20 protein-coding genes and 1 riboswitch are annotated in these 19,361 nt (G+C 58.0%); of the genes, 11 read left to right on the plus strand and 9 right to left on the minus strand.

Going from position 1 to position 19,361, the window contains the following annotated elements:
• Positions 1-9: 9 nt before the first annotated feature.
• Positions 10-873 (minus strand): ABC transporter substrate-binding protein, encoded by an 864-nt coding sequence (locus tag ACNPM8_RS08625; RefSeq protein WP_431492103.1) that lies wholly within the window; start codon positions 871-873, stop codon positions 10-12.
• Between the two features lie 161 nt (positions 874-1,034).
• Here ACNPM8_RS08625 and ACNPM8_RS08630 point away from each other — a divergent pair, with 161 nt between their 5' ends.
• Positions 1,035-2,129: a LacI family DNA-binding transcriptional regulator gene (locus tag ACNPM8_RS08630; protein WP_448939672.1), complete on the plus strand. Its 1,095-nt coding sequence runs from the start codon at positions 1,035-1,037 to the stop codon at positions 2,127-2,129.
• 4 nt (positions 2,130-2,133) lie between these two features.
• Here ACNPM8_RS08630 and ACNPM8_RS08635 read toward each other — a convergent pair whose 3' ends face one another.
• Genes ACNPM8_RS08635 through ACNPM8_RS08650 form a run of 4 tightly spaced genes read right to left on the minus strand, consistent with a single transcriptional unit; the run spans position 2,134 to position 6,165 of the window.
• On the minus strand, positions 2,134-3,039 hold the full coding sequence (locus ACNPM8_RS08635) for a sugar phosphate isomerase/epimerase family protein (protein ID WP_448939673.1): 906 nt from the start codon (positions 3,037-3,039) through the stop codon (positions 2,134-2,136).
• Entirely contained in the window at positions 3,036-3,872 is an 837-nt protein-coding gene (locus ACNPM8_RS08640; RefSeq protein ID WP_448939674.1) for a carbohydrate ABC transporter permease, read from the minus strand. The genes ACNPM8_RS08635 and ACNPM8_RS08640 overlap by 4 nt, the downstream gene beginning before the upstream one ends.
• A complete protein-coding gene (locus tag ACNPM8_RS08645; RefSeq protein ID WP_448939675.1) occupies positions 3,866-4,837 on the minus strand; it encodes a carbohydrate ABC transporter permease in 972 nt (323 codons plus the stop codon). The genes ACNPM8_RS08640 and ACNPM8_RS08645 overlap by 7 nt, the downstream gene beginning before the upstream one ends.
• Positions 4,838-4,845: 8 nt before the next feature.
• The gene (locus ACNPM8_RS08650; RefSeq protein ID WP_448939676.1) at positions 4,846-6,165 is read right to left on the minus strand and encodes an ABC transporter substrate-binding protein; all 1,320 of its coding nucleotides are present in this window, start codon (positions 6,163-6,165) and stop codon (positions 4,846-4,848) included.
• Between the two features lie 302 nt (positions 6,166-6,467).
• On the opposite strand from ACNPM8_RS08650, the gene ACNPM8_RS08655 reads away from it, so the two are divergent.
• The 6 genes from ACNPM8_RS08655 (at position 6,468) to ACNPM8_RS08680 (ending at position 12,963) form a co-directional block, all read left to right on the plus strand.
• Positions 6,468-7,469 carry an SIS domain-containing protein gene (locus tag ACNPM8_RS08655; protein ID WP_448939677.1) on the plus strand — a complete coding sequence of 334 codons (1,002 nt, stop codon included), beginning with the start codon at positions 6,468-6,470 and terminating at the stop codon, positions 7,467-7,469.
• Between the two features lie 71 nt (positions 7,470-7,540).
• Positions 7,541-8,428 (plus strand): PfkB family carbohydrate kinase, encoded by an 888-nt coding sequence (locus tag ACNPM8_RS08660; RefSeq protein ID WP_448939678.1) that lies wholly within the window; start codon positions 7,541-7,543, stop codon positions 8,426-8,428.
• Between the two features lie 35 nt (positions 8,429-8,463).
• Positions 8,464-9,549, plus strand: coding sequence for a LacI family DNA-binding transcriptional regulator (locus ACNPM8_RS08665; protein WP_448939679.1), 1,086 nt, complete (start codon positions 8,464-8,466; stop codon positions 9,547-9,549).
• Positions 9,550-10,046: 497 nt separating this feature from the next.
• Positions 10,047-10,256: a hypothetical protein gene (locus tag ACNPM8_RS08670; protein WP_448939680.1), complete on the plus strand. Its 210-nt coding sequence runs from the start codon at positions 10,047-10,049 to the stop codon at positions 10,254-10,256.
• Positions 10,257-12,067: 1,811 nt separating this feature from the next.
• Positions 12,068-12,772 (plus strand): hypothetical protein, encoded by a 705-nt coding sequence (locus ACNPM8_RS08675; protein ID WP_441665929.1) that lies wholly within the window; start codon positions 12,068-12,070, stop codon positions 12,770-12,772.
• Between the two features lie 23 nt (positions 12,773-12,795).
• Entirely contained in the window at positions 12,796-12,963 is a 168-nt protein-coding gene (locus ACNPM8_RS08680) for a hypothetical protein (protein ID WP_441665931.1), read from the plus strand.
• A gap of 220 nt (positions 12,964-13,183) precedes the next feature.
• Here the strand turns inward: ACNPM8_RS08680 and ACNPM8_RS08685 are convergent, their stop codons facing one another.
• A complete protein-coding gene (locus ACNPM8_RS08685) occupies positions 13,184-13,372 on the minus strand; it encodes a DUF1016 N-terminal domain-containing protein (protein WP_448939681.1) in 189 nt (62 codons plus the stop codon).
• Positions 13,373-13,998: 626 nt separating this feature from the next.
• On the opposite strand from ACNPM8_RS08685, the gene ACNPM8_RS08690 reads away from it, so the two are divergent.
• The gene (locus ACNPM8_RS08690; protein WP_448939682.1) at positions 13,999-14,433 is read left to right on the plus strand and encodes a hypothetical protein; all 435 of its coding nucleotides are present in this window, start codon (positions 13,999-14,001) and stop codon (positions 14,431-14,433) included.
• A gap of 79 nt (positions 14,434-14,512) precedes the next feature.
• On the opposite strand, the gene ACNPM8_RS08695 is transcribed toward ACNPM8_RS08690, so the two are convergent.
• The 3 genes from ACNPM8_RS08695 to ACNPM8_RS08705 form a co-directional block, all read right to left on the minus strand.
• A complete protein-coding gene (locus ACNPM8_RS08695) occupies positions 14,513-14,740 on the minus strand; it encodes a hypothetical protein (protein WP_448939683.1) in 228 nt (75 codons plus the stop codon).
• Positions 14,741-15,326: 586 nt separating this feature from the next.
• Entirely contained in the window at positions 15,327-15,821 is a 495-nt protein-coding gene (locus ACNPM8_RS08700) for a CoA-binding protein (protein WP_448939684.1), read from the minus strand.
• Entirely contained in the window at positions 15,821-17,194 is a 1,374-nt protein-coding gene (locus tag ACNPM8_RS08705) for an O-acetylhomoserine aminocarboxypropyltransferase/cysteine synthase family protein (protein WP_448939685.1), read from the minus strand. Before ACNPM8_RS08705 ends, ACNPM8_RS08700 begins: the two co-directional genes overlap by 1 nt.
• Positions 17,195-17,309: 115 nt before the next feature.
• Positions 17,310-17,404: riboswitch (SAM riboswitch) on the minus strand.
• Positions 17,405-17,515: 111 nt separating this feature from the next.
• Here ACNPM8_RS08705 and ACNPM8_RS08710 point away from each other — a divergent pair.
• From ACNPM8_RS08710 to ACNPM8_RS08720, 3 genes are all read left to right on the plus strand, one after another.
• Positions 17,516-18,076: a histidine phosphatase family protein gene (locus ACNPM8_RS08710; protein ID WP_332595233.1), complete on the plus strand. Its 561-nt coding sequence runs from the start codon at positions 17,516-17,518 to the stop codon at positions 18,074-18,076.
• 115 nt (positions 18,077-18,191) lie between these two features.
• A complete protein-coding gene (locus ACNPM8_RS08715; RefSeq protein WP_332595234.1) occupies positions 18,192-18,689 on the plus strand; it encodes an RNA polymerase sigma factor in 498 nt (165 codons plus the stop codon).
• Entirely contained in the window at positions 18,686-19,315 is a 630-nt protein-coding gene (locus tag ACNPM8_RS08720; RefSeq protein WP_388024596.1) for a methylated-DNA--[protein]-cysteine S-methyltransferase, read from the plus strand. Before ACNPM8_RS08715 ends, ACNPM8_RS08720 begins: the two co-directional genes overlap by 4 nt.
• Positions 19,316-19,361: the final 46 nt, after the last annotated feature.

A 19,361-nucleotide genomic window follows, 5' to 3' on the forward strand; every position in this document is an offset into this window, starting at 1 on the left:
AGGTTGTGATTAGGAGTCCTTGCTGGTGGACTCGGCGCCGTTCTGCTCGGCCTTTGGCAGGTACTGCTCGGGCATTGGAGATCCCGGGAACCACTTCTGGTAGAGCTTTTTCCAGGTGCCGTCTTCCATGGCTTCTGCCAGTGCCTTGTTCAAGGCCTTACGCAGTGCTTCGTTTTCCGGTGCGATCGCGAAGCCGGCCGGAGCGTCGAAGGAAGGGACGTCGAGAGCGTTTTCGAGCTCATACTGATCTGTGTAGTCCTTGGCTGCTTCGTAATCCAAGAAATGCGCATCGATTGATCCGGCGTTTAGTCCGGAGACCGCGGTGTTGTTGTCCGGGAATCGCACGATGTCCGTATCAGTGAAGTTCTTGACGGCGTACGCTTCCTGGAGGCTGCCCTGGACGACGCCCAGGCGCTTGCCGGCAAGATCTTGCGCTGAGGTGATGTTCTTCTTCGGGGACGCCAGAACAGTTAGATAGCCGGCCAGATAGCCGTCGGAGAAGGCGACGGTCTGCTGTCGTTCTTCGGTGATGCCGATGGCGGCTACACCCACGTCGAATTGGCCATTGGCTACTGCAGAGAGCAAAGCGGAAAAATCTTGGCCTGTGAATAGCACTTCATCGATGCCGATGCGATGCGCTACGTCGGTGAACAGCTCGACGTCGAAACCGGTGAACTGGCCTTCGGAATTGGTGTAGGTATAGGGCTTGCTGTCACCGATGCTCGCGACACGGATGGTGCCGGGATCAATGAGGTTGTAGGGATTATCCTGCGCCGCTTCGGTGCTGTCGGAACCGCAAGCGGTCAGTGACAGCGCACCTAGGGCGAGTGCCGTGGTGGCCGCCAGGGCGCGGAATCCAAGCCGAAATTTCATGTGGATCTCTCCGTTCGATGCTGGGCGAGCGGGTCCCGCCCAAAGAGTACTATTGATGTTTGAGACCGGTCTCAAGATGAAAGTGAGACCGGTCTCAAGCTCGTTATGAAGTAAGTTACACTTCAAATTGAAGACGCGTCAAGAGATTGAGGGAAAGTTAAATGGCTCGACGACAGGGAACCGGTGAAGTGACGATTTCCGATGTCGCACGGCATGCAGGGGTTTCCAAGGCCCAAGCCGCGCGCGCGATGGGCGGCTATGGATCGGTCAGCAACGAAGCCAAGCAACGTGTTCAGCAGGCAGCCCAGCAACTGGGCTACCGGCCTAATGCCTTGGCACGCAGCATCAATACTGGCAAGTCCCAGTCGCTGGGCGTGGTAGTGGGGGACGTGGAGAACCCGTACTTCGGCCAAGCGATCCGCGGCATCAGCGACGTGGCGCGCAGCCACGGTTTTGATGTGGTGCTGGCCAACACTGGTGAGTCTCTGGCTGACGAAGAAAAAGCAGTGAAGATGCTGCTTGATAAAAGAGTGGACGGGCTGCTGATTTGCCCGACATCCCGCTCAGCGCACGCACACATTCTCGATGCCGAACGCGCCGGGCGGCCCGTGGTTCTCTTTGACCGCGATATTTCAGTCCCGGGCCTGGATGTGGTGCAGATGCGCATTGCCGAAGTGACACGGCAAGCCGTCGCATCCATGATTGATGCAGGACATCAACGTATTGCCTATATTTCCACACTGAAACTCGCTACCCCAGAATTCGAAATGGGACAGGATCTCGACCTATCCACTGTGACGCAACGCGTAGATGGCATCCGGCAAGCCCATGAGTCCGCGGGACTTGAGGTCGACTCGCGGCTCTTCTGCTTCGGAGTGAGCAACCGCGAGGCGGCTGATGAAGCAATAGCCAGGCTGCTGCGAATGCCTGAACCGCCAACGGCGCTAGTTGCCTCGGATTCCTTGGTGGCGCTTGATCTGCTGCTCTGCCTCAAACGCAGGGGTATCCGGGTCCCTGCAGATTTGTCTCTAGTGATGCTGGACGACCAGCCCTGGGCGGAGCTGGTGGATCCACCGGTGACCTCGATCTCCCAACCTGCCTATAGCTTGGGGGAACAAGCCGCGAGGGCGCTCTTCGAACGCATTGCAGGCACGGCAGGCGGCCGCGGAATCTGGCTCAATCCGAGACTGGTAAAGCGATCCTCGATTGCTGCGCCAGCATCCAGCGCTTGTGCGGGCGAGCAGGCCATGCCATAGAGGGCTAAGTGAACTGGCGATATCCCGGCACTCGTTTGGCTGGCGTACTATTTGCGCCTGGGGAGAGTGCGGCCATTTCCCTTTCGATAGCCTCGAAACTCCGGCGAAAGGCCATCTGGGGAGCCAGTGCGTATTGGCCAGAGCCGAAAAGCTCGATGGTCATCATTCCCGTGTAGCCTGCCCGCGCCAGCGAAGCCAGGATGGCCCCGAGGTCGAGATTCCCCTCGGTCCACGCCAGATGTCCGGTGGGCGTCCCATCGACGAGGTGCACGTGCCAGATGCGATCGGGGAGTGCGGACAGATAGGTTTCCACTGTCTCACCAGCGGCAGCCATGGCTACGGTGTCGAGGCAAACCCCGAGATTCGGCGAGTCGACTTCCTCGAGCATGCGTGCCGCGTGCTCGCTGTGTATGACAAGATTGGATTCGACCCGCTGAAGCGGTTCCAGCAGGCAGCGCAGGCCGTAGCGGCCCGAATACGCGGTGATCTCGGCCAGGGCATCACGTGAGCGTTCCCAGGCAACTTCTTTTGGCTCATCCTCGGCGCCTCGTCCCGAAGTCAAGAAGAGGAACTCGGCGCCGAGCACCGAGCAAAGATGAATGGCATGCTTGAAGTGATCGATGCTCCGCTGCCTGAGGCCGGGCTCGGGGGAAGCGATATTCACCGGATAGGCCACCTGCTCCGGGGTGAGGCACAAGGCGCTCATTCCATAGGAATCCAGCAACTTCGCCAGGGATTTCGCCTCCTGCAGATCCATGGTGCCGATGTCTGCGTGCGGGGCGATGCCCCATAGCTCGAAGTGACGGCGCCCGAACTGCGCCATGTCGCGCAGGCAGCGTTCAAGACTGTGATGCTGGTAGGCAAAATTCGTCCCCGTGAGTTGGTGCATTCCAAGCTGGGCTTGGGTCATTTTCCGACCCCTTCGGAAAGCCCCTTGATGAAGTAGCGTTGGCTGGCAAAGAACAAGATGAGCACCGGTATTGCAGCAATGGCCATTCCGGCGAACACTACAGGGTAGTCGGTGCCATGCTTGCTTAATAGGCTTGTCAGCCCGACTGGTAGCGGTTCAATGCCGCTGCCACTGGTGAAGACCATGGCGAACAGGTATTCATTCCATGCGAAGAGGACGTGCAGGAGCACGGTTGATACCAAGATCGGGGTGCACATCGGCAAGATAATATGCCAGAAAGTCCTCCACCGGCTGGCACCATCCATCTCCGCGGCCTCGTCGATTTCAAAAGGCAAGTCGATCATGTAGGCGCGGATCAGGAAGGTCGTGAAAGGAATCCGGAATGCAGTGTAGAGGATCAGCAATGCCCAGAACGTATTGTAGAGGCCCAGCGACTGCATGAGCTTGACCAGCGGGACCAAAGCGACTGTGGGGGCCAACATCAGGCCGCCGAGGATGAATCCCATCCAGAATTTGGAGAACGGAATCTTGACGCGGCTCAGGCCATAGGCTGCCCAGGCACTGATCAGGACCGTGGAGATCGTGGACGTCACGGTGACCAGAACACTGGTCGTGATGTAGTTGCTCACCCCGCGGTTCCAGGCGTTGGCATAGTTCTGCCAGGTGAACTGCTGCGGCAAGGCAAATGGATCAGCGAAGAGCTCGGCATTGGTCTTGAAGCCGTTCAGGAGCATCCACAGCAGGGGGTACACCACGACGACGGCAAGGCCCAGGAGGAAAGCGAACGCAAAGGTCCGGGAAATTGTCGAGATGATCTGGGTCCGGGTTACCACTGGACTCTCCTCTTTTTGGTGTGCCACATTTGGAGCAGGCCGATCGCCAGGGTCAGCACGAAGATGACGGTGGCTATTGCAGCGGCATAACCGAAGTCATTACGGGAGAAGCCGTTCTCGTAGAGCCACGTGCCGAGCACTTGAGTGGAGTTGTTCGGGCCTCCGCTGGTCATGACCATGACCTCGTTGAATACCTGGAAAGCACCGGAAATCGTGACGATGACCATCAGGCCAGTCATTTCGCGGACCAGTGGGACAGTGATGTGGAAGAACTGCCGCAGCGGCCCGATCCCGTCCAACTCGGCAGCCTCGAACAACTCGCGCGGAATGCGCTGGATGGCCACGGCGAACAACAGTGTGCTGTAGCCGAAGCCCTGCCACTGGCTCATCATGATGATGCCCATCATGGCCGTGGATTCCTGGCCGAGCCATGGCTGCGCCAGCTGGCCCAGGTTTAAGGCGGTGAGCAGGTGGTTCAGCATGCCTAATTGGGGCTCGTAGATGAAGTAGAACAGCAGTCCGGAAACTGTCAGGGAAATCGCAGACGGAATGAAGTAGAGCGCACGCAGGCAACGCCGCAGCCTCTCGTTTCGGCGGGACTCGATGAGCACTGCCAGCGCCAAGGCGCCAGCTACTTGGAATACCAGCGAGACGAGGGCATACAGGAAATTGTTTCCCAGCGCAGTGTAGAAGACCGGGTCTTTTGCCAGTTTGCTGAAGTTCTCCAGGCCGACAAATTCGCTTCGGCCTGAATAGATATCCCATTGCATCATCGAGAATACGAAATTCTGCAGCAATGGCCAGTAGACGAAAGCGATCAGCACGGTAATGGCTGGCGCTAACCACCACAGGCCTCGGGCCATGCGCTTGCGGCCGAACATCGGCTGGGCTTTGGGGTGCTGCTTCGAGGTGCCTGCTGCGCTGAGGTGCGCGGTGGGCGCCGTATCTAGAACTGTTCCAGCCATTTCATGACCTACTTCGCCGATTCGCTAGCGGAACGCACCGATTCGATGACCTCGCCGGGGGTGCTGCTGCCGCTGGTGAGTGCTTCTCCGCCGGCGAGCCAGGCATCGGCGACTTCGGGAACGGTCACTGTATCCAGCCACATCACCAGGGAGGATGCGCTATTGACCTTCTCGATGCCGGTGGCGACCGCTGCGGAGGAGGTCTGTTCGGTCACGGCGCCCTTGACCGCACTGGGCTGGCCATATGGAACAGCGGAAAGCGTCTTGGCGTTGTCCATGCTGGTGGCAAACTTCATGAAGTCGGCCGCCAAGGCTGCCTGCGGTGACTTGGCATTGATCATGTAGCCTTCTGGAGCACCTTCGATGGCCCCGGGATCTCCGGCAGCTCCTTCTGGCGCGGGCAGCGGGAAGATCCCGAACTGGTCCGGATCGAGCTTGCCCTTGCCCGTGACGCTGTCGAATTCAAGAATTTCCTGGTAGTACATCGCGGAACGCGAACCGGCGAACGACTCCTGGGCCGTGGTGTAGAGCACTCCGTTCGAGCCGGCTTGGGTATCGGTGCATTCGTCGACCAGCTGCTGGTACTGGGTCAACGCGAGCTCGTAGCCCGGGTCGGTCCAGGCAGCCGTTTCGGGCTTGAAGTCGGCATGCAGCACGTCGGCTGGGACGTTGTAGGCGAAAAGCTGCTGCAGGTAGTGCAAGGCGGGCCAGCCGTCCTTGTTGCCGAAGGCAATTGGCTGATATCCGGCATTGCGCAGGGTCTTGCAGCTGCCGATGAGCCCGTCGAAGGTTGTGGGAACCTCAACGCCTGCCTTTTCAAAGGCCTCCTTGTTGTAGCCCATGAACTTGCCATTGTTGTACATCGGAATTCCGTAGTAGTTGCCGTCAATCGCGAAGGCCTCAAGGGAAGCCTCGCCGAAAGCCGAACCCCATTGCGTCTCCGGGCCAATCACCTCGCTCAGATCAGCGGCAAGTCCGCCCCGCACGAAGTTCTCCTGCCAATTGCCGGTCCAGGTGAAGTAGGCATCTGGCAGGGCGTTGGAAGCGGTGAGCGTGCGGATCTTGTCCTTGATGGATTGGTCGGTCTCCTGGATGAGCTCAACCGACACCTCGGGATGCTCCTTTTCGTAGCGTTTGGCGATGTCCTCGAAATATGATTCCAGCGGTTCGCCGGCGAATTTCGTGAGAATGCTGATGGTGCCGCTGTAGTTCGGCGCCGAGGCAAAATCGGTGCTTGGAGAACTTTCAGGTGCTGCTCCGCCGCAGGCAGACAGGGACAGCGCGCCAATGGCCAGCGTGCCCATCAGGGCAAGGCGTGGGTTTTTCAAGATTAACCTCCCGGTTTGGCCCCGGCCCAGTGCGTGCTGGGTTGTCGCGGCTTTCTGATGACTTGGATGTGAATATACACACATTCTGATACCGGTACCAGGCTGTTCTTGAAAAAATTATTACTCCGGGACCGTCTGCGGGGCGATGGTAACGCTCGTTGTCAATGAAATCATCTCTTTTTCACGATTTCAGGATTATCTATTGACCGTCTGCTGAATTCCATGCAAGCATGAATTTACCTGATACCGGTATCACAAGCCGCCGTATCCAGAACTCTGAGATCTTCGAAAGGATCACTCACATGCTCGGTTTCAACGAGTCGGAATTCCGCGCCCAAATTGGAAGCGCAGTATCTCTCCGTCCGCAGATTGAAAGCTACGTTGACCAGTTGCTCGCTGGCGGCATCGACAACATCCTGCTGGTGGGCTCCGGGGGAACCTATGCGCAGATGTGGCCCTACGAGCTTCTTGCCCGGCAGAAATCCACCATGCCGATTCGTGCGGCTATCGCCGCGGAAATCATCGAATCAGGAGATGCCCAGCTCAATGAGCGCACCCTTGCGGTCTTCACCTCCGTCTCCGGCACCACGGATGACGTAGTGCGGGCCATCGACTACATCGCTTCGCAGGGAGCTAGCACCATTGCCTTTACCGGCTATCCGGAATCCCCCATTGCGCAAAAGGTCGAGAAGGCATTCATCTCGCAACCCAAGACCTGGCCATTCGACATGCAGATGCTACTGCTGATCGGCTGCATCCTGAACCAGCGAGGAGAGTTCGGCGAGTACAACCTGGTTGCCGACGAAATGGAGAATCTGCCCGACGCGCTGGTTGCAGTGGCTGAAAAGGCCGAAGAGCAGGCCATTTCTTTTGCCGAGGTCAACAAGGACACCGAATACCACTTCCTCATCGGTGGTGGGCCGCTATGGGGATTCACCTACTTGTACTCGATGTGCATTCTCGAGGAAATGCAGTGGATCAAAACCTCCCGCGTGCACAGCGCGGAATTCTTCCATGGGGCCCTGGAACTCCTGGAAGAAGACACTTCGGTGATCATCTTCCAGGGCGAGGACTCGACCCGGCCATTGACCGACCGCGCCGAGGAATTCGCCAAGCGCATCAGTTCCAACGTCGCGGTCTTCGATACGAAGAACTACGAGCTTGCCGGCTTCAGCCCCGTCAGCCGGGCACTGATCGCGCCGATCGTCCTGGATACGGTTATGGGGCGGGTCAGCAAGCACCTGGAGCGCGTCCGCGACCACTCGCTGGACCTGCGCCGCTACTACCGGGTCATGGAATACTAAGCCGCTGTTCGTCCGGGCCGGGACGCTGATATGCGTCCCGGCCTGCATTCTGCTATCAAGGAGTCAAGCAAATGCGAGTGCTCGGTCTGGGTGACAATATCATCGACCGTTTCGTTGATCGCCAGGTGGATTACCCAGGCGGCAATGCTGTTAACGTAGCGGTATTCTCCCGGCGCCATGCCCCCGAAGCCGCCTATCTCGGAGTCTTTGGCGATGACCTGCTCGGAGGCTACATGCGCCGCACGCTCGAAGCTGAAGGCATTTCGACGTGGGGCTGCCAGGTCAAGCAGGGGAGCACCGGTATTTCCCGGCTCCATGTGGTGGAAGGCGACCGCACCTTCCTGAGCTGGAACGGCGGCGGCATCACCGTAACGGATCCACTGATTCTCGATAATGAGCTGCTCGACTACATTGCAGGCTTCGACTTGGTCCATTCCAGCGTCTATTCGCGGATTGAAACGCAGTTGTCCGCCTTGTCCAGGACCGGGGCGCTGATCAGCTTCGACTACTCCAGCGAAGAGGAATTCCGCAGCGATGAATATCTGGGCGATACCGCACCCCATATCGACCTGGCACTGGTTTCCTGCGGATCGCTGAGCCTGGAGGAATCCAAGGAGCTGCTGCTGCGGATCGCCCATGCCGGAGCCCCGCTGGTGCTAGGCACGCGCGGTGAGTCGGGTTCCCTGTTCCTAAGCCAGAACCGGTTCTTTTCTCATCCGGCCCACCTGCACACCGACCACAGCCTCATGGTCGACACCATGGGCTGCGGCGATGCGTTTCTGGCCGCCACCGGAGTCTCGCTGTCCAGCCAAGGATGGAAACGCGGCCAGGCACCGGAGCCAAGCGCCATCGAAGCGGCCCTGGCCTGTGGCGCGGAAGCGGCAAAGTTCCAATGCACCGTCGAAGCGGCGTTTGCCCACCCCAGATGCTGGTCGGCAGAATCCCAAGCAGTAAGATAAGTGAAACCACCGGAATAAACAGGAGACTTCTGAAAATGCCGCAGATGAGGACAGGGGCTCCGACCATCTCCGACGTTGCCAAGGCGGCAGGCGTCGGACGGGCTACGGCGGCAAGGACCCTGGGCGGCTACGGATATGTGAGTCCGCAAATGCAGGCTAAGGTCCTGGAGGCCGCCGAAGATCTGGGGTACCGCACCAACGCGCTGGCGCGCAGCATGTCCACCGGGGTGACGCATACCCTCGGTGTCATTGTGGCCGATGTCGGCAATTCCTTCTTCTCCGGGGTGCTGCGGGGGATCGCCGATACGGCTAGGAGCCATTCCATCGACACGCTGGTGATCAGCACCGACGAATCGCGGGAGAAAGAAATTTCGGCCATCAACGCATTGATCAACAAACGGGTGGACGGCATCATCATTTCCACTGCGGCCCGTACCCTGGGTGCCGCTGAGCATATCGCTCAGGCGCGGAACCAGGGGATTCCGGTGATCCTGGTCGACAGGGCCCTTCCGGGGTTGGGGCTCGATGAAGTGGTCATCGACAATCGCGCCGCCACAAGGGACGCCATCCGCAGCCTCATCCAAGCAGGCCACCGGCGCATTGCCTTCGTCTGGGGACCTCCGACCCTTTCCAGGCCGACGCTGCGACGCGAGCTCGTTGACGCCGCCTCGGATAACCTCTTCACCGAATCCGAGCGTCTTGAAGGATACCTGGATGCGCTGGACGACGAAGGCATCCTTTTCGATCCTGCGCTGGTCATGACCAGCGAGAAGACTTCGGAGCATACACGGGAAGAAATGCTGCGCATGTTCGATTTGCCCGCCGCTCCAACGGCGGTATTCTGCACGGAATCGGACGCCGTGATCGGCGCTTTGAGAGCTATCCGCGAACGAGGGCTGCGGATCCCCGAAGATATTTCGCTCATTGGGTTCGACGACAACCCCTGGGCAGAAGTCATGAATCCGCCGCTGAGCATGATCGCCCAGCCAATGCATGAGCTTGGCGTGCAGGCGGCCCGAAGGCTCCTGACCCGGATCGAGAACACGGCGACAGACCCTGAGCGCATCACGCTTTCCACTGAGCTCATCTGCCGGGATTCGGTAAAACGAATCGCAAAGTAGGGCCCGCTCGCGGAGCTGCCAACAGCATCGCAGCCAAGTGGCTGATTCCTCCTGCAAAATACCGGCACTGGTCTGAGCGATTCCTTAGGCTCTGCGGGTTAGGCAGGCTTCCCGTCAAGCCATTGCGGTGGGCCGGGTCGATACCGGTGCGTCCGGCCAGACGGACAGATCCCGGAAATGACAGCCTCTAGGGGTCAGACGATTCAAGAGTCACACCTGATCGGAAGAACCAGTACCACTCTCCCAGCTAGCCCCGGCCAGTCACCAACAATTACAGCAGCTTCTATGTTGGGAAACCAACGATCGTCGGACCCATCCAGGGGTGTCATAAATTGATTGCTAAAGCAGCCACATCTTCCTCTGCTTCGCAGTGCGCGATCTACCAGTGGATGCACAACGGCCAGAAAATGAAAGGCGCTACCGACGAGACCTACTTCCCTGACAAAAAATGAACTGAACGGTCGTATCACTGTACCGGTGACGTATTAGAAGGAGAGTTGCAACTCGAATACTGTCACGAGCGCATCTACTGGCAAGGTCGTTCCAGCGAAGCTGAAAGTAGTAAAGAAGCCTGCGACTACTGGCAAGAAAGCCACTGGCAGGGAGCCCAAAGTAAGCGCTGGTACCTGAAACTCGAAGGACGTGAAAGTTTCGTATCAGTGGCTGCGCTCGGGAAAAATTATCGGCGAGGCCCCCAGCCGAATTAGACCGTGACCAAGAAGGACGCTGGTAAGAAATCGACTGTTTGGGTAACTGCCTCGAAGCCTGGATATGCCGCAGTGGCGATGTCGCTGAACAAGAAGTAAACGTCGCTTGCTCGTGGTTGTTCATCGCTGGTTTTAGACCGTTGAAGTGTGGCCACTCTGGTCCACAGAACGTCAATCTCAGCCTGTTCACCGCTTGCAGATGCAAATGGCTAGGTGCCCAATAGGGCACCTAGCCATTATGCAGGGTTCCCGCACGGATGAGAGAGGTGAAACGCTCAATCCGAACAGTGCGTGGTGTCGCCATGAGACTGAACCACACATGAATCTAGGTTAAATCACCAGCGTGATGCGTAATCGTTCACCACGCCCTGAAGACTTCAAATTTTTCAGCAAGCCGGGTCCTGGAACAGTTCTCATGCCTAGCACCGGTAGTTTGAAAGAATCTGGCCGCACATTGTGTTGCATACTTATGGAAATTCTTGCAACATGCGACCGAGCCGGATCGTTTCGTGCTACATCGCCGTCCTAGTCGGCTATTTCCACCATACCGTTGACAGACGCGTCGAAGCCCGGGATACGGGCACCTAGCGCCATTAGATTAACCGTGTGTGAGATTCGCCGAGGCCTGTCTGAAATAGAACGAAGACCCCATTGAGGTGTACCGAGGGAACCGAGGGAAGACCCCGGCTATGGTCAAGGAAACCTCGCATGGCTCCGGCCAGCTGCAAACTTCCAAGCACCGCCCCTAGTGAAGAATCCCATCCCTAGCTGCGTCATTTTCTTCACTAGGGGGTGCTTCGTTTCCTGCACTCACCAACCAGTTGCCATATCCGCAACGTCTATACAAGACGCTTGCAGCACTTATGAGTGCTCGGATCGAAAGAGATTCAGTACGAGCGTTAGTGAGTTCCTTCAGCGTGAAGCGCCCACTACCTAAACACGCTGGAACTCATCTCGTAGACGCTTACACACACTGCTCATAGCTCCTACGTAAGCATCACCAGGCAACCACAAGAACAGCAAGCCTCTAACGTCCTACCGAGTACAAGCCCCACCACAGCAGTACCTCACTGCGTCACAAGATAGTCGCAGTAAAAACTCCTGCCCAGGGCTCCTCTCAGCCCCCAAAGACAACCACCGCCCCTCTGGCACCAAGGTGTATAACCGTAGCGAAAACCGTGACGTTGTGACCTCGTTTATCAAAGATGTAAGAGGTGTGACCGAAATAAGTGCGTTCTGCTCGAGAGCTTTGATGGGAATTAGTTTGGTCGCTTGAGCGCGTGCGATCAGGCCGTGCAGATGTTCAGCTGCACGTGTGCCACCAGGAACAGAAAACGATCCATTTGGATCAGTAGCCGGCTAACTTCTGAAGCCGACTATCTCATTGACTCAGTGACGTTAGAACAGCTTCCAGGGAACTTTCCTGCATGTGGATACACTCTAAAGCTTTAGAGCACCACACAGGGCGTTTGAGGATCAGCAAGCATAGCAACTGGATATCCAGTTGCGCGTAGACGTCAGACCCGCCTGCGCACAAGGACGTTTGCACTATGGACTTCCAGCCAATCCCGGTAACCAGACGCTGCGCGACGGAGCAAGCTATCGACTTAGCATAGCTAAGTGTCGGCTTGATCCACTCCCCGTTTCCGGTGGCGTTGCACTAGGCCGGAAAAGATTCAAAGGACAGAGATCCTTCTAAAATCGGCTGCTAAAAAATTTGTCAACCATACTTTTGGAGGATGGCGACCAGAGGATTTTTACTCTACTTTTAGTACTTGTAAGGAAAATTACTTTGAGAGTAAGGAAGCTCTTTGACGACACGTACTCAGAAGCTCTCAGCGGCTATTGCTGGATGTGCGCTTGCCCTGGGAAGCATTTTTGCAGCTTCTCCTGCATTTTCGGCGTCTACTGAAAGTTCATCTGACTACAAAGAAATCGTTGAACACCTCAAAAATGATGGTGTCCCTACCGCACAGCAAGATGCTCTAGCCAAGAAGGCTTTATCTGGTGTTCCTTTGGACAGCGCTAATCCAGTGAACGAACCCGTAGAGATCAGCACCTGGAAGGATTCAACCAACACGTATGAACGCAGAACTTACGCTGATAACTCCTATCGGTTGATTGCCTTGGAAAAAGGGCTCGAGGCTCCAGCTGGAGTCGCACTACCAGCAGTGATCACTGGATGCATCGTTACTACTGGTACCGGCTATCAGCAAAATCAGAATTGCCGAGTCTCCGAGTCCACGGCAACCTACAGCGCTTCATTCGTCGCTACCTACACGTTTAGCGGTGGAGTCTATGGTTCCATTTCAAAGGCCTCTAACGGCAACGTTAAAGGCTTTGGCGGTGTAGCTTCTTCAATCAGTACCAAGATTGAGAAGAGCCGTTCAGACGGCCGCATTCCGGCCTCTGCATACGTCAAGTGGAACTTCAAAATGACTGGTGAGGTATCAGGCGGAACCACTTATCTCTATCTGAAAGTGACACCTAAGACTGCTTATACTGTCGCTGACTAGAAAATTTAAGGAGGTGACATAGTATGAACTATGAAGGAACTGAGTTCCTACAAGTGCTGTTTTGGCATTTTGTTCAAGCTGGCCTGATCCCCGCCCTATTGCCTACGATAGCGATTGTTATCTTCGGTGTGCTGATTCTCAAGAGGCTACCTAAAAATAAGCCGACTTCTCTTCAAGACAAACAGGAATAACTTATTAAAAACAGAACTGGTGGTGGCTAGCATTTCTTTGCTGGCCATCACCAGTTCTGCGCTCTGCTCAAAAGAATCTGGAAGCGTTCACCACGTGTTCCTTAGCTATTTGCATGACAAGTTCGAAATCTGCTGAGGAAATGCTGCTCGAAGTTGGATTGCGCGGCTCCAGTTCGTTCCAGGTCTTACTCATGGTCATGTTCATCAGCACGTTTCGGGATCACCCGTGTCTTATTGCTTCGGGGGCGTACCATTCTCGTGCTTCGGTAGCTAGCTTCTTGTCGAGCAGGACTCGGATATTACCCCAAGGCAAATGTCCCACAGGCTGTGGGAGATTTGGATCCCACTGGTGCCAAGCTGCTGCAAACACTCGCATGTACTGCTGATTACTTCGTGACAGGCCGGCCATATCGGGAATTCTTGGCGGAGGTCTTCAGCTACGCGTGTGATCACGGCACTGCCCTATCCTTGGCGTTCTTGTTCCTCCAGGACGCGGTTACCTATGTTCCAGGACAGATCAACTAGGCCGTTTTGCGAACACGCTTGGCCTGCACTTGCGAAGTAGTAACTCGAACTTTCAGATCTGGGATGAACTTGGCGTAGCCATCTGGCATTAGGGGCCCTGGGAGCTCTAGGCATAAGAGCCGCCGCTTTCCGGCGCAAAGGTATGAGCACTCTGGCTACTCGCAAGCTCGCCTCCAGAGTGTATCGGGCGTCCGCTGGCACGGCCGGCTGTTAGCCCGGACTTCGTCCGGTCTTTCCTGTTTTTTGCTGCTGTCCTTCGGAGTGTACGGGCCACCTACAAACCCACAAGCCGCTCGCTGCGCTTCGGGCGTGCTCCACCAGAAATTCTCGGGTCCGCGCTCCTTCGTCGCTTCTTTCGGCCCGAGATTTTCGTGGATTGCGCACCCCTGACGGGTTGATGGGTTTCCGGCTGGCCCCGCTTCATTTCATTTCGCCAGCAGGCAAAAAACAACCGGGGGAGGGCTTCGGCGGGAGGCTGGCAACCTGCCCCTCTTTCCGTGAAGCGAAAGGATGCAAAAACCTACGCAGACCACGACCAAAGACAGCCGCGAAACCGTTACCGTCCCGGCAACTGTCGAGCGCGATATGTACGGCGAAGGGTATGACTGGATGGAATCGCTGGCCGGCACCGGGTGGTACGAAGTTCCAGGGTGGGGACGCGACGGATGGGACCTGGGATCCTGGCCTTACATCATCTTCGCCGCGGCGAAGACGACCGATGAAACCGGGAAGCTGTTCGGATACACCACCTACGTGGAAGGCGACGTGACCGCGCGCTGGTACAGCAGCTGCGAAGCCCGCAACCTGGCCATCAGCAAGGAAGCCTTCTGGTACTGGGCCAGCGGTCAATCGGACGGACCGGAAGCGTTGGAAGGAATGAACCCGCAAGAGTTCAAACAGATCGACGGGCTATGCGAACCATACATCCCGAACTTCGGGAACTAACCCCGCCAGGAGACATGACTGGTCAAAAGAACTAGGCCGTCCGGCAGAGCGCTCCTATTATGGACAAGGGAAGCAACAGCTAGGAAGCCTTTTTGGTTTGCTTGGTAGCAAACCAGCCGGGCAAGCTAATCAGCAGTCCCACGACGCCAACAATCGCCACCACCCAAAGAGCCGGGGCAGGCCATGAGTCCAGGTTGTTCTCATCCATGATGACCCCCGTCGAATACAGGGCAATCCCGCTGCATACCAAGGCAGTCAAGCTCATCCCGAGGGCCACGGACCATAGGGTTCTTCGATTTGCATCCACTGTCTGCTCCTTCGTATCTCCAGTCGATTGGCGCACTTCCAGGGAGGCTTCTGCTTCCGGAGAATTCTGAATAGTGCGTCAACCCAGAGTACTGTCTCCGATGCCTTTTAGCTGGGTGCCGCAGGGGGAATCCTCGCCCAGAGAAATTTCAACTCCGTGCAGCATCGAGGGTGCGGCACCATGCTATTGCGAGATGCTGGAATGTTCTCGGGCCAAGGGAATTGAGTTTTCATATGGCAGTGCGGGCGGGATTTTTTTCTTTCGTTCGTGCTCGTAGCGAATCGAACTCGATTCTCCCTGCCTGTTTTAGGGTTTGGGTCGTTTGGCTTTGCGTTGCAGTGCTGTGGTTTGCAGATTTTTCGATCTGTGATTGAACGCGTCGAGCACTTCGGGGCCATACCCACGGCATGCCGTGGGCCAATTGCGTCGACCATGGGTCGGCAGAGGTCTTGTTCTTCCTTCGGAATGCTCCGTCCAAAAGTTCAGCGTCGTTGACCAAACCGGCCATTTCCGGGGAATTGCCGCAGAAAAATGGGTGCATGCAACGCAACGTTGCATGCACCCATTTCTTGGAGTCCTGGACTTCCTACGCGAGTACCTGGCGCTTGGAGGAAATCACGCCGGTGTTGAATCCAGCCAGGCGCAGGCCGCCGTGGAAGCGCGCGTGCTCGATCTTCACGCAGCGGTCCATGACCACATTCATGCCGGCAGCTTCAGCCCGGTGGGCCACTTCCTCGTGCCAGGATCCCAGCTGCAGCCACATGGTCTTCGCGCCTACGGCCAGGGCCTCGTCCAGCACGGTCGGCAGGTCATCGTGCTTGCGGAAAACCTCCACCAGATCCGGGGTCTCCGGCAGATCGGCCAGCGACTTGTACACCGGCTGGCCCAGGATCTCATCGAGTACCGGGTTGATGAAATACACCTTGTACTTGGAGGAGGAGAGCAGGTAGGTAGCCACGAAATAGCTGGCGCGCGATGGCTTGTTCGAGGCGCCGACAATGGCGATGGACTTGGTGTCGCGCAGGATCTCCAGGCGCTGTGCGGCTCCCGGGCCTTCCCAAGCGGTATCAACGGCAGTCATTAGATTGCTCCCTTCGAAGCGGTTGGCAATGCGCAGGCGGAACCGTCATAGGCCGGTGCCTCGAACCCATCGGCGGAACCGGCAATCGCTTCCTGCGAAGCGGCCAGCGCCTGGTCCAGATCCCAGAGGATGTCCTCGACATCTTCCAGTCCCACCGACAGGCGGATCAGATCTTCTGGCACGCCAGCGGAGACCAGCTGCTCGGCGCTCAGCTGCTGGTGGGTGGTGGAGGCCGGGTGCAGCACCAGGGTGCGGGCATCGCCGATGTTGGCCAGGTGGCTGGCCAGCTGCAGGGCTTCGATGAACTTCGAGCCGGCTTCGCGCCCGCCCTTCACTCCGAAGCTGAAGACCGAGCCGACGCCCATGGGCAGCAGCTCCTTGGCCTGCGCGTGCTGCGGGTGGGATTCCAGGCCGGCGTAGTTCACGTAGGTCACGCGCTCATCGGCCTGCAACCAGGCAGCGACCTGCTTCGCGTTGGACAGGTGGTTGTCCATGCGCTGCGGCAAGGTCTCCAGGCCCTGCAACAGCTGGAATGCGGACTGGGCCGGCAGAGCCGGTCCGAAGTCGCGCAGCTGTTCGCTGCGCAGCTTGGTCAGGAAGCCGTACTCGCCGAAGTTGTCCCACCAGGAGACGTTGCCGTAGCTGGCAACCGGTTCGGTCATGGTGGGGAACTTGCCATTGCCCCAGTTGAACTTGCCCGACTCGATGACCACGCCGCCCAGGGTGGTGCCGTGCCCGCCGATGAACTTGGTGGCCGAGTGGATCACGATGTCCGCGCCGTGCTCGATAGGGCGCAGGATGTACGGGGGAGTGAGCGTCGAATCGACTACCAGCGGGAGATTGTGGCGGTGCGCCACTTCGGCCAGGCCCTTCAGGTCAGCGATGTCGCCGGACGGGTTGGCCACCACCTCGGTGTAGACGGCCTTGGTATTTTCCTGGATCGCCGCTTCGAAGTCGGCGGGATCATTGGAGTCGATGAAAGTGGTGTTGATGCCGAAGCGGCGCAGCGAGACATCGAGCTGGGTGATGGTGCCGCCATAGAGCTTCGAGGAAGCCACAATGTGGTCGCCTGCCTGGGCCAAGGCCGCGAAGGTGACGAATTCCGCGGCCATGCCCGAGCCGGTGGCTACCGCTCCGATGCCGCCTTCCAGCGAAGCCATGCGCTCTTCGAAAGCCGCTACGGTCGGGTTGCCGATACGCGAGTAGATGTTGCCGTACTTCTGCAGGGCAAAGAGGTTGGCCGCATCGTCAGCGTCCTTGAAGACGAACGAAGTGGTCTGGTAGATCGGCACTGCGCGTGAGCCATGCTCGGCATCGGGGGTGCCTCCGGCATGCAATGCGCGGGTGCGGAATCCAAACTTGTGATCTGCCATGGTGGCTTACGACTCCTCGTCGATTGGGGTTTCGCGGGCTCCGCAGGGCGGACCGCGATCGAGGCAGGAATCCCGGAATCAATGTCGCTTCCTGCTGTCGTCCAACGGGTAGGCGGCTGCATCGTTTCTGGCGGTAGCACCGTAACCACCGGATGTGGCAGGTTGCTGCGGCGTCATCGAACCAGATCTCTCAGCCGCTCGGGATGGTGTAATAATCTTCGCAACATGACCGTTCGTGACCCAACTATGAGTCGTAACGTTGCGTATTGGAGCTGTTATCGGAGATTCTTCGATACCTATTACCCCGGTTAGGCTGGAGTCATGGATACTTCGCTGGCACTGGTGCGACACGGGCAGACCGATTGGAACCTTGCAGGGCGCCTGCAGGGGCGTACCGATATCCCGTTGAACGATACCGGGCGCGAACAAGCTCGCGAGGTCGGGCGCCAGCTGATCGGCCAGAACTGGTCGCTGGTACTTGCTTCACCCTTGGAACGTGCCCGGGAAACTGCCGCGCTGATTGCCCAGCAGATCGGGGCCGAGACGGGGAACGCTGTTCCGGAACTCATTGAACGCGGCTTCGGCCCGCTGGAAGGCCGGATCATGGCCGAGGTCAGCGAAGCGGAATCGGCTGCTGCCAAGGACCTGCGTGAGCCGCGTGCCCAGATCTTGAGCCGTGCGGTGCCAGCGCTGCTGGACTTGGCCAGCAGGCATGCCGGGCGCAAGGTCATGATTGTCAGCCATGGGGCCACCATGCGCACCATCCGCGACGCATTGGCCGGAACCACGGATCCCCAAGGCGTGGAAAATGGCGAAATGCTCCACTTGGACTTGATCCGCCTTGAGCAGATCGCCAGCGAATTGGATCTGGTGGCATTCTAGGAATCCATGGGGTCTCTGCGAGAAGTAAATTTTTTTCGTTCACGCCTCACAAAATGGTCTCCTCGTACGTTTACATGGTGAGAAGCCATGAAGGCGCAAGAATTCCAGGAGAGCCATGCAAGCACCGTTCGAGCGGATAGTCCAGGACTATGGACTGAACGTCCTGCGCGTTTGCCGTGCCCTGCTTGATGAGCATCGCGCGCAAGACGCCTGGTCCGAAACGTTCCTTGCCGCGCTCAAGGCGTACCCGCAACTGCCGGAGGACGCCAATGTCCTGGCATGGCTAGTGCGTATTGCCCGGAACAAAGCCATTGACGAGTTGCGCAGGAACAAGCCGGAAATCCTCATCGGCCAAGACGTGGACAGCCTGGCCCCATCGGCCCAACGGCCGGATCTGCAGTTGGAAAACCTGCAGCTGTGGCATGAGGTGAACCAGCTTCCTGGCAAGCAGCGGCAGGTGGTGGCCTACCGCTACCTGGGCGGAATGAGCTACGCGCAAATTGCCGGAATCCTTTCCGGCACCGAAGCTGCCGCCCGGCGTTCGGGCGCCGATGGGATCAAGAATCTGCGGGCCCGGATGGATGACCAAGAACTATGGCGGGAGCAGCCATGAACGGAAAAAATTATTGGCAGCAGGCTACGGCCGCTGAAGCGCAAGTCCTCGACTCGCTGCAGGACCGGCTCGTTGAACGGGCCCGTGCACGGGAACTTGTTGATGTTGCCTATCGCGTGGTCGATAGCCCCGTGGGGGCCTTGCTGCTGGCCAGCACCGATGCCGGGCTGGTCCGGGTCGCTTTTGAATCCGAAGGCCATGACCGGATTCTGGAGGTGCTCTCGGAAAAGCTCAGCCCGCGGATCCTGCGCGACAAGTCGAGCCTGGATGGTGCCGCCCGGCAACTGGAGGAGTATTTCGCGGGCCAGCGGCATGGCTTCGATCTTCCGGTGGACTTGCAACTCTCCACCGAGTTCCGCCGCCAGGTGCAGCTGGAACTGGGTCATATCGATTACGGGCATACCCTGAGCTACGCCCAGCTGGCGCAGCAGATCGGCAAGCCGAAGGCGGTGCGGGCCGTCGGTTCAGCCTGCGCCACCAACCCGATTCCCATCGTGCTGCCCTGCCATCGGGTGCTGCGCACCGATGGTTCATTGGGCGGCTACCTGGGAGGCTTGGAAGCCAAGTCCGAGCTGCTGAAGCTGGAGAACCCGGACTTCGCCAGCGGCGCCGCGACGCTGTTCTGACGGGCAGCTCCCGCATGAAACAAGTGCTGGGGGGGGCCTCCCTTGC

The sequence above is a fragment of the Glutamicibacter sp. AGC46 genome, assembly GCF_053543715.1.